Annotated in this window: 7 protein-coding genes; 1 reads left to right on the top strand and 6 read right to left on the bottom strand. The window is 46.8% G+C overall.

Going from position 1 to position 9,931, the window contains the following annotated elements; genetic code table 11:
• A partial coding sequence (locus QU605_RS06430; protein WP_289724447.1) for a replication-associated recombination protein A occupies positions 1-1,148 on the bottom strand: 1,148 nt, incomplete at its 3' end.
• A gap of 90 nt (positions 1,149-1,238) precedes the next feature.
• On the opposite strand from QU605_RS06430, the gene QU605_RS06425 reads away from it, so the two are divergent.
• Positions 1,239-1,985, top strand: coding sequence for a rhomboid family intramembrane serine protease (locus tag QU605_RS06425; protein WP_289724446.1), 747 nt, complete (start codon positions 1,239-1,241; stop codon positions 1,983-1,985).
• A gap of 1 nt (position 1,986) precedes the next feature.
• Here the strand turns inward: QU605_RS06425 and rlmB are convergent, their stop codons facing one another.
• The 5 genes from rlmB to QU605_RS06400 form a co-directional block, all read right to left on the bottom strand.
• Entirely contained in the window at positions 1,987-2,724 is a 738-nt protein-coding gene (gene rlmB, locus QU605_RS06420) for a 23S rRNA (guanosine(2251)-2'-O)-methyltransferase RlmB (protein WP_289724445.1), read from the bottom strand.
• Between the two features lie 110 nt (positions 2,725-2,834).
• Positions 2,835-3,599 carry a hypothetical protein gene (locus QU605_RS06415; protein WP_289724444.1) on the bottom strand — a complete coding sequence of 255 codons (765 nt, stop codon included), beginning with the start codon at positions 3,597-3,599 and terminating at the stop codon, positions 2,835-2,837.
• Between the two features lie 29 nt (positions 3,600-3,628).
• Positions 3,629-7,021: a VCBS repeat-containing protein gene (locus QU605_RS06410; RefSeq protein ID WP_289724443.1), complete on the bottom strand. Its 3,393-nt coding sequence runs from the start codon at positions 7,019-7,021 to the stop codon at positions 3,629-3,631.
• Positions 7,022-7,307: 286 nt separating this feature from the next.
• Complete coding sequence (locus tag QU605_RS06405; protein WP_289724442.1) at positions 7,308-8,195, bottom strand: hypothetical protein; 888 nt, start codon at positions 8,193-8,195, stop codon at positions 7,308-7,310.
• 49 nt (positions 8,196-8,244) lie between these two features.
• Positions 8,245-9,909 (bottom strand): SusD/RagB family nutrient-binding outer membrane lipoprotein, encoded by a 1,665-nt coding sequence (locus QU605_RS06400; protein ID WP_289724441.1) that lies wholly within the window; start codon positions 9,907-9,909, stop codon positions 8,245-8,247.
• Positions 9,910-9,931: the final 22 nt, after the last annotated feature.

Raw genomic sequence — 9,931 nt, 5'->3', positions numbered from 1 at the left:
TTCCCCGGGTAGTCATGGGCATAGGAATACGATTCTCCGTACCCCAAATCCTTCATAAGCTGTGTAGGGGCGTTTCTTAGGGGCAGCGGCACGGAGAGGTCTCCCGTATCACGAACCGCCTTCTGGGCACGGTTTATGGCCATATAACTGCTATTGCTCTTAGGCGAAGTAGCCAGATAAATGGCACATTGACTCAGAATGATGCGCGCTTCGGGATGGCCGATTACCTGAACAGACTGAAAAGTTGCATTGGCCATTACAAGGGCAGTCGGATTTGCCAGGCCAATGTCTTCGGAGGCGGCAATCAACATCCGCCTGGCGATAAACTTCACATCTTCTCCGGCCTCAACCATGCGGGCCAGCCAATACACAGCTGCATTGGGATCACTTCCGCGAATCGATTTGATAAAAGCCGAAATAATGTCGTAGTGCTGTTCTCCTGTTTTATCGTATCTGAGTGGATTTTCCTGTACGAGCTCGCTTACCCGGGCATCTGTAATTTTTACTATCTCGTCTGCCGCGGCCCCTACGACCAATTCAAAAATATTGAGCAGCTTACGGCCATCTCCTCCTGAAAGCCGGAGTAGCATATCCGTTTCTTCAAGGATGACGTTTTTGGATTTCAACCAGGGATCTTCACGCATCGCGCGCTCCAGGAGGGTGAGCAAATCCTTTTTTTCAAGGGCATTGAGTATATATACCTGGCATCGGGATAACAAGGCAGGGATTACTTCAAAACTCGGATTTTCAGTTGTTGCACCGATTAGGGTTACCCATCCTTTCTCAACTGCCCCAAGTAGTGAATCCTGTTGTGATTTGCTGAAGCGATGGATTTCGTCTATAAATAAAATCGGGTTTTTTGTGGTAAAAAGCCCGCCGCTCTGTTTGGCCTTGTCCAAAACCTCGCGGATGTCTTTTACCCCGCTGTTTATAGCACTGAGGGTGTAGAAGGGACGGCCGCTTTTTGAGGCGATGACCTGGGCCAGGGTGGTTTTTCCGGTTCCTGGAGGCCCCCATAGAATAAGGGAGGGGAGGGTACCTTGCTGAATTTGTCGGAAAAGGGCTCCTTCTGGGCCCACCAGATGTTCCTGGCCAATGAGCTCGTGGAGTTCTTCAGGGCGTATTCGTTCTGCCAGGGGTTCGTTCATGGACTAAAAATACTATAATTCGTAATTCCATCTCAGGGTGGGCAGTTATTTCTCTTGGACTTTCGCCTGCTTCATTAGTACCTTGCACCCATGGCAGATGATACTACCCATTACAAGTATACCAATGCTGTCCTTCTGGTTCCTTTTACACTCGTGCTGGGAATTTGGCTGGTGTATTATATGGAGTTGAGACTGGGTGTAAATCTCAATAACTGGGGTATTTATCCCCGAACCCCTATTGGTTTGAGAGGGATCGTGTTTTCGCCCTGGATTCACGGTTCACTGGAACACCTTTACAATAATTCAATCCCATTAGCCGTACTGACCGCAGCCCTCTTTTATTTCTACAGGAGTATCGCCTGGAAGACGCTGTTTTTGGGAGTCTTATTCTCCGGTCTGATCACATGGGGTATAGGACGCACCTCTTATCATATAGGTGCAAGTGGCTTGATTTATGTCCTGGCCAGTTTTATTTTCTTTAAAGGGATCTTTACGAAGTACTATCGACTGGTAGCCTTATCCCTGGGTGTTGTTTTTGTGTATGGAGGTATGTTGTGGTATATTTTCCCAGTACTGGATGGCATGTCCTGGGAAGGGCACCTGGGAGGGTTTCTTACAGGCTTGATTCTCGCCTTATTTCTGAATACCCCTGTTCCAAAACCCACAAAATACCCCTGGGAATCTGAAGATTACCAGGAAGACGCAGATCCTTTTATGAGGCATTTTGACGCCGACGGAAACTTTATCGAGCATCCGCCCGAGGAAGAACAAGGGTCAACGGATGCACTCCAAATACGCTATCATTACCGGGACGGGAAGGATGCCAAAACGGACTAGATTATCCCAGGCGTTGTCGAACCGCCTCATAAAGGAAGACGCCACAGGCCACCGATACATTTAATGATGCGATGGTACCGCTCATGGGGAGCCGTACATTGTCATCAGCAATTTTCAGCACGGCAGGGGAGACCCCTTTTTCTTCAGAACCCATCACCAAAGCTGTAGCACTTTTCAGATTTGCATCATAGAGGATTTTACCGGCTTTTTCAGAGGCGGTTACAATCTGCACGCCACTTGCCTGCAGGTAAAAAACGGCATCTTTTATATGCGGACAGCGCCCAAGGGGTACTTTAAAAACAGCTCCTGCAGAGGTTTTAACCGTATCTGCAGTAATTGGGGCGACCCCGCTCTGGGGGAGGATAACGGCATGGACACCCGTGCATGCAGCCGTACGGATTATGGCTCCGAGATTTCGGACATCGGATACCCCGTCGAGTAATAAGAATAAGGGATCGTCTGATGACCCGATTACCTTGTCGATCAGCGGTTGGTATTCCTCAAGTTTTACAGGGGAAATTGTAGCTACCACACCCTGGTGATTGCGATCCCTGAAACGTTCGAGTCGTTGCGGCGGGACGTAGCTGAGACGGGCCCCTTTCTTCTTGGCCAGCGCTTGCAACGCCCTGGCCAGGGATCCCTGCAGGCCTTTTTCAATGTATATACGATCAATTGCCTTATCGGACTCAAGGGCTTCCAGAACCGCACGTATCCCATAAATTTGGGTTTCCTGTTCCATGACATCAAAAGTACACTAATTTAAACAGGATTGACGATCGGACCGCCACTGTGAATCAAACCAGGTTATGCGTATCCATACGAATCAAGAAAAATAAAGGTGCAGGCTTTCTAGCTTTCAGGTTCTGAGTTGCGGTCCATAAAAAGAATAATGCTCATCAGGTCTTTGTCGCTATCCAGATCAAGGTCATTATCTTTAATAAAGGCTTTAAGACTTGCTCTCTGGTCTTGACTTATTTGGTTGTAAAGCTTACCCTTTTTTGGTACTAATTCGTCAATACGGTCAACCCCGGCTTTCTGAATGTAGTATTCTTCGAACTGCGTAAAACGACTGGGAGTGGCCTGCACAAATGAATTAGCGGCCTTGGACCCTTCTGTAAATTTAACCCGGGTACGCTTATAAAGGTCAAAGTTTTCTCCGTCGACAAGTTGGGTAAGGTATCCGTTGAGGGTTTTCCCATCTTTATCGATAAAGGTCATGAAACGCATAGGATTGCCGTCCACCTTAAGGATGATATTTTTATCCCGGCTCAATCCCCGAAGACCTTCTTGTGTCGGGGTCTCTTTTATTTCGATTTCCTCGTTCAGGGCGTTGTAGCGATAGAATACAGGTCCTACTTTCTCATCTTTGTAAAAAAGTTCTGCCGGCTGGTAAACATCTGCAGTGTATGGGGAGCCCGCAAAACTTTCCCATTCCAGGGTTCGTTTCTGAGAAGAATCAGAAACCGGGCCTAAAAGGGTGGCAATCGCACCGGCTGTACCTGCCTGGTCGGCTCCGCCACCTGCCATATTGGTTTGTATCTGCCCGGAAAATTGTCCGTATGTAAAACCGGTTAGGGCAACTGAAAAAACGAGTGTTAAAACTTTGTTAGTCATGATCATAGAAATTTTTCTAAAAATACACATTATTTAGATAGTTCGGGGGACTCAGGCACATTATTGCCACTTAACCCGTATAAAAGTGGGGAATCGTCATTTCGACCCGCGAGAATCCAGAATTTCTCATTTTCCTCGAAAGAAAGTAAAGATTTCATATTTCCCCTCAGGTAGAGTCCTGAATAAGCATGTGGCAATACGTCATACGTGCCATTGGAAGATGCCAGCAGGACAGTTCCCGAAATTGCATCCAACCGGGGCGTTTCCACTTCGGTTTCGTATATGTTGCCTGCCAATATCAGATCATCCCTGCCATCCCTGTTTAAATCCTCAGAAATAATGGCAAAAATTGGTGTAGTCTGCGCCTGTGCGGGTAAAGGTATAGGGGTAAAACTCCCATTGCCTTTATTGAGCAACAGATAGCTGCTAAAACTAGTGACTTCCCTCTCGTAACTCTCCTGCAGGGACTCGCCATAGACTTCCTCCAGGCTTGCGCTGGCGAACTCGCTGTAACTTGGGAATTTCTGGGCAATAAAGGGCATCTGTTGGGAAGAACACTCCCGTCCGCGGACAGGAACGTACTTTCCTTCGTACTTTTTACTCAGTACGATGTCAGGAGTTCCATTATTGTCAAAATCCGTAGCAAATACTTTAAAGGGTTTATCGGTGCTGGCCGTAAACTTAATATTGCGTCCGGCATTGCCGATTACGTAATCCGGCTTGCCATCTGCATTGGCATCGGTTTCACTGATTGCAAACCACCATCCTTTCATTGGAGCACCCAAGGCGTTTGAATCCTGTAGTTCGAACGAACCTCCTTTATTTTTAAAGAAGCCGACACCCGTCCATTCCCCTACTGCGATAAAATCCTGAAGGCCATCGCCATCAAAATCCGTTATTACAAGATCATTTATAATCCCGAAATCCAGTAATTCCGGAGCGATCTCTGGTGTCGCATTAATGAGGTTGCCATCCCGGTTTTCCAGGATGGCCGAAGGGGCATGCCGGGGATAATTCCCGGCGAGGATCCGATTCCCGACCAGCAGATCCTCATCGCCATCGCCATCAAAATCCAGTGTCGCCACTGCTTTGCCACTATAAGACACGCTCTCTTCCATGTTTGTGCCCCGGGCAAAGTTGCCTTGGCCATCGTTTAAGTAGATCCTATCCTGATACAGGGAAGAGCCCTGCTGAAATTCGTTGCCTCCGCTGACGACATACAGATCCAGGTCTCCATCGGAATCCACATCAAAAAATACAGACCCCATGTCTTCATATACCTTGTCTTTCTCAAAGTCGGGTAGGGCAACCGTTTCAAATCCCCTTTGTTTTTTGATCAAAAGCTTACCCGCCTGTCCCGAAGCACCGCCCATATAGGCATCCTGCAGGCCATCTCCGTTCACGTCTCCCTTACTGAAATACGGTCCGAAATTGGACTGTTTATACGGCAATAGAATTTCAGTATCAAAATCTACAAATGGATTTTCCTTATGAACGGCTGTAATGCCCATTTCCAAGGGATCCGCCGGTTCAAAAAGTGTGGTTATGGCTGAGTTTATGGTTTGGGGTTTCGCATCCCGCTTATGTACCTTCAATGTTTGATTGCCCTGAACATCCGTCAATAGCAACGTATTTCCATCCGGCCATAGGATTCTAAGGCTATCTGCCCGGGTATCGGTACCCAAACCAAAATGTGCTGCGGTTTCATGGGCAGACCGATATCCCCGAACCCTGCGCACTTCTATCATCTGTTGTGTTTCGCCACTGTAAAGGCGCACCTGTGGGAAGGATTCAGAGCTTTCACCCTCAACGGATACATTCAGGTAATTTCCGCTGTTGTGCTCTACCGATTGATTTTGGTATAAGAAGGCATTTTCATCCATATTATTGACCACAAGATCCAGATCGCCGTCATTGTCCAGATCCCCCATTGCAGCCCCATTACTAAAGGAAAGATCCCCGAGGCCCCAATCTTTCCCGCGCTCCTGAAATTCAAGATCGCCTTTGTTTTCATAAAGTAAATTGGACAGTTTTTCAGAAGGCATGCTGTTGTACAATTCTTTTTTGACTTCGAGAGGAACCTTATCTCTGTACTGTTTACGCGCTTGAAATACACGCTGTTGCAGGTCGTTGTCCAGGGCGTATTTCCGATAGCCATTCGTGACAAAAACATCTTTATCTGTATCAAGGTCAAAATCCGACATAAGAACAGACCAGCTCCAGTCCGTACTTGCCATGCCGGTCTGCTGAGAAATATTGCTGAAGTGGTTCTGACCCATGTTCAACTGCAACGAATTATACATGTACTGATAATGGTATCCGGCCTTGCGCGTCAGGTAGTCGAATCGGGCCACATCCATTGAGGCCATCAGGGTTTTGGAGCGATAATGGTCGCTTGAGGCCATATCGAGGACAAAGATATCCTGCAGTGCATCGTTGTTGATGTCGGCAATATCAATCCCCATTCCGTAATAGGAGATCTGTTGGGTATACTTGGAAATTTCATCCTTAAATGTTCCATCGCCCTGATTAATAAATAAGGCGTCGGGGAGATAATAATCACTGGCGAGATAGATATCGAGCCAGCCATCCGAATTGATATCGGAAACAGAAAGCCCCAGGCCAAATATCGGACGTTGTATGCCTGCATCCTTACTGATTTCAGTAAATGAATCCCCATCATTTCGATACAGGTGAGAACTATTAAAGAAAGGCGCTTCCGGGTTTTCTTTAATCAGGCGGTCTAAAAGAATCGGGTCCGCCCCGTAGTACTCGCTTTCGTTCATGACAATGCAATCCAGGTCTCCGTCCCTGTCGTAGTCAAAAAATGCCGACTGTGTACTGATACCCATATCGGCAAGGCCGAAGGCTTCGGCTACTTCCTCAAAGGTTCCGTCCTGTTGATTCAGGAACAACAGGTTTTTCCTGTCCGGCCGGGTGTTCGGCCCTCCCTGAGAGACATAGATGTCCAGCCAGCCATCTGAATTAATATCCACAAAGGTTACCCCGTTGGACCATTGTTTACCCGTATTGATCCCGGCGGTTTCCGTAACATCCTCGAATTTGAGATCACCTTTGTTTATAAAGAGCTTGTTTTCAACCTGATTGCCACAAAAGAAAATATCGAGGAGGCCATCATTGTTCAGGTCGGCAATCCCGGTACCTGCCCCGTTGTAGAAATAATCGTAATCAAATAGATTTTCTAAAGTGGCGACATTCTCCTCAATGCGATTTTCGAATTGAATACCGCTTTCTTCCGGCGCTATTTTCTTAAATACAGGCCCGGAAATAGACGCCTGAACCTCTCCTGAAGCCTCATCTTCCGCTTTATTTTTACAGGCGGACACAATAAGGAAAGCCAGGGCAAGGGGGATTGAAATCGAAGTGAAAAAGGATGATTTTAGGTTATAGGTTGTCTTCATAATGATCTAAAAAACCTGTGTTTACAAGAACCCAAAGGTAGTAAATTGGCATAGATTGGGCGTAAAGATCAAACGGTGTATTGACGGTAAAAGTTTTACCCGGGGAAAGGGGTATACTGGGCACAGAGTTTAGAACAAAGTAATTGTGAGCTGCTTAGGGTAGATGGATGAGAAATCGGGGAGGAGGTTTAGTACAGGTGCAGGTTGTTTTACGGCAAAAAAAAACCACCTCCAAAAGGAGGTGGTTTAGTAGGTATTTCACGGGTTTTACCCGTGTCTTCTGTGACTAGTAATCAAAACAGTAGTTAATCAATACAGGTCCGGCTTCGGTTCCCGTACCAATATCAGCGATCACAGCGCCACTAGGATGTATAATCTGGAAGCTGATTTCACCGTAGAAATCACCTGGGAAGAACCATTCTGCAGATTCAACACCAGCTGGAACTGTAATTGTTGCCGTACCTTCTGTATCATTATCAATACAGGCATATGAAGGAGTCTCATAAGGTGAACAAAGTCCAACTTCGAAAACTTCACCTGTACTTAAGGTCAGGGTCAGACCAGGTCCGCCATCACCAGTAGTAGTTTGCCATCCATCCCCGAAAGAATCCTGCATGTTCACAGTATATACACCTGGCGCAGGTCCGATTGGAGGACATACGATATCCGCAGTGTACTGGAAAGGTGAACTAAAGAAGGAACCGGTTAAGGTATTCGTGTTGTCTCCGATCGAATAACGTCTGCCATCATCGAGAACAAGCTCGTAGCGAATTACGAATTGATCACCACCTTGAACCTGATCACCGGTTAATCCTAGCGTACTGGACATCTCAGCAAGGGTTATCGTATTGGTGAAACGAGGATATCCAAATTCACCTATTGTGAATGTAGAGGGATCAATGGTTTCATGCAATACTTCATCTTTACTGTCGGTGTCTCCGGTGTTGTCCCGAAATGCGACATATACTTCGACAAATTCAATATTCTTCCCGTCTTCCTGGCTCTGAATCTCCTGTTCTACGGAGAAGAACCCTTCGGCATCGCCAATAGGCAATTCACTAGAAAGAATAGTCACGGTCCTGAGGATTGCTCCCCGGGTTTCATTAGCATTGATCTCGTCAATCGGGTTATCTCCCTCCTGACATCCTGAGAAGAGCAGCGCCGTCCCAGCCAATACTGTCATTATAAATTTGTTGCTATATTTTTTCATGTTCAGTTACTTTTTAGTTAGCTGGTGGGAAGGTTGGACTTGCTGGATTCGTATCCCAGAACACTTGTTCTGTAAGTGACGTTTTCTGGGTAAGCCCAGGATTTGTGATCACTTCGTTCTGTGGGTAAAGGAGCGTTCTTGGGAACGGTCCTGGATTGGCTTCCCAGTTAGGCAAGAGCGTTGTTGGGAATCCGGTGAGTCTGTAGTAAGTCCAGGCCTCCAGTGCTCCACCGTAAAGAGTGGTGAAGTATTGCTCAGCATAGATATTCTCCTTGTCGTCACCTGTAGCTGCGTTAAAGGCATCTACGATTCCATTGATGTAATCTTCCACATCAGCAGTGGTCGGTGCAGTTGTCAGGTCCGCACTTCCGTCCAGAGATCCGTATTCTTGTACAGTGGCTATGGACTTTTCAAGACCCGATCTAAGGAATCCTGCTCTTTCAGCATCAGATCCTGCCATCATTCCCCTCCAGAAATCTACATAAGAGGACATGATGATTGGCTCAATACCGGCTCCTCCACCACCGAGGCCTAAGCCTACGTTGCCGAAACTACTGTCGTCAAAGCGGCCACCTGCAGGATAAACCCCTACGGCTGCTCTTTTGAAGTTGTCCGGAGGTGTACCTTCATCGTTCCCATGACTTCTTCCCCAGTATCCGTTTGGAACGGAACAGTAGGTGAATCCATCATAGTGGGGTGGAGGCACAGCCAGTGAACAGTTGAGGTCTTCTTCGTTAGGATCAGCATCAGCACCCGGAGTCGCATCTACCTGACGGTAGAAGTAGTAGCGGATTCTTGGGTCCTCGTTGTTAAGCATCACTTCCATCATCCAGTTAGACTGGTAAATGTTCGCTCCAGAAGGTGTATAGTCAGCCGCATAATCCGGATGCCTGTTATCTGGCTGAAGTTCGCTGGTTCCATATTGCAGGAAGAAATCATCTTCAGCATTCTCGATGAAATTCCCATCAGCAATTACCGCATTAAAGGCAGAAGCATTACCTGTTGTGTAATACGCCTTCAGACGGATGGTGTTAATCAACTTTTCCCATTTCGAAATATCCTCGTCGTAAAAGAGATCAACGGCGCCAATGGTAGTTGGATCGGAAGCAAACGAAGCTTCTGCTTCATCTAACAAGTTTAAAGCGGCTGCGTATACATCCTGACCACTATCTAATTCTGGAGCAGGAAATTCAGCGGGATTACCAGCCTGGCTAAAGGCCGCTTCTCCTACCCAATCCACGATTAACATAAGCTGGTGGGCAAGAAGTGTCTTAGTGACACCAATATGAAATCCAAGATCTGTCTCAGGATCTTCATTTAAAGCTTCCAGGTTCTGAAGGTTTGTCAGGATACCGATGGAAACCGGATCTCCAACACCATTTCCGTTACTACTGTAAGTACGTCCCCAAACCCCATTTAAATCGGAGCCTGGATAGTTGTTGAAATAATCCCTACCAAACATGTAGTCTATACGGGTCAATTCTGCAGATTGATCACTCATTACCTGCATGTTGGTTCCATACGCCAGCTGCACTGATGTCAGCAGGAGGTTAGGATCCGCCTGGTCAGAAGCCAGGTCGTTCGGACTCACTCTCAAGTCCAGATCTGTCGTCTCACAGGAATTCAGTAAGGCTCCTGCAATAAAGACTATCGAAATATATTTAATCAAATTTTTCATAATAGCTATATCATTAACAATT

The sequence above is a fragment of the Robiginitalea aurantiaca genome (genome assembly GCF_030380815.1).
GTDB lineage: Bacteria > Bacteroidota > Bacteroidia > Flavobacteriales > Flavobacteriaceae > Robiginitalea > Robiginitalea aurantiaca.
Note: the sequence above shows the minus strand (reverse complement) of the source record. Positions and strands in the feature narration are given on the sequence as shown.

Bases quoted from the DNA above. Each gene is read 5' to 3' on its own strand.
- QU605_RS06400 (WP_289724441.1), bottom strand. From the start codon at position 9,909: ATGAAAAATTTGATTAAATATATTTCGATAGTCTTTATTGCAGGAGCC.
- QU605_RS06415 (WP_289724444.1), bottom strand. From the start codon at position 3,599: ATGACTAACAAAGTTTTAACACTCGTTTTTTCAGTTGCCCTAACCGGT.
- QU605_RS06410 (WP_289724443.1), bottom strand. From the start codon at position 7,021: ATGAAGACAACCTATAACCTAAAATCATCCTTTTTCACTTCGATTTCA.
- rlmB (WP_289724445.1), bottom strand. From the start codon at position 2,724: ATGGAACAGGAAACCCAAATTTATGGGATACGTGCGGTTCTGGAAGCC.
- QU605_RS06425 (WP_289724446.1), top strand. From the start codon at position 1,239: ATGGCAGATGATACTACCCATTACAAGTATACCAATGCTGTCCTTCTG.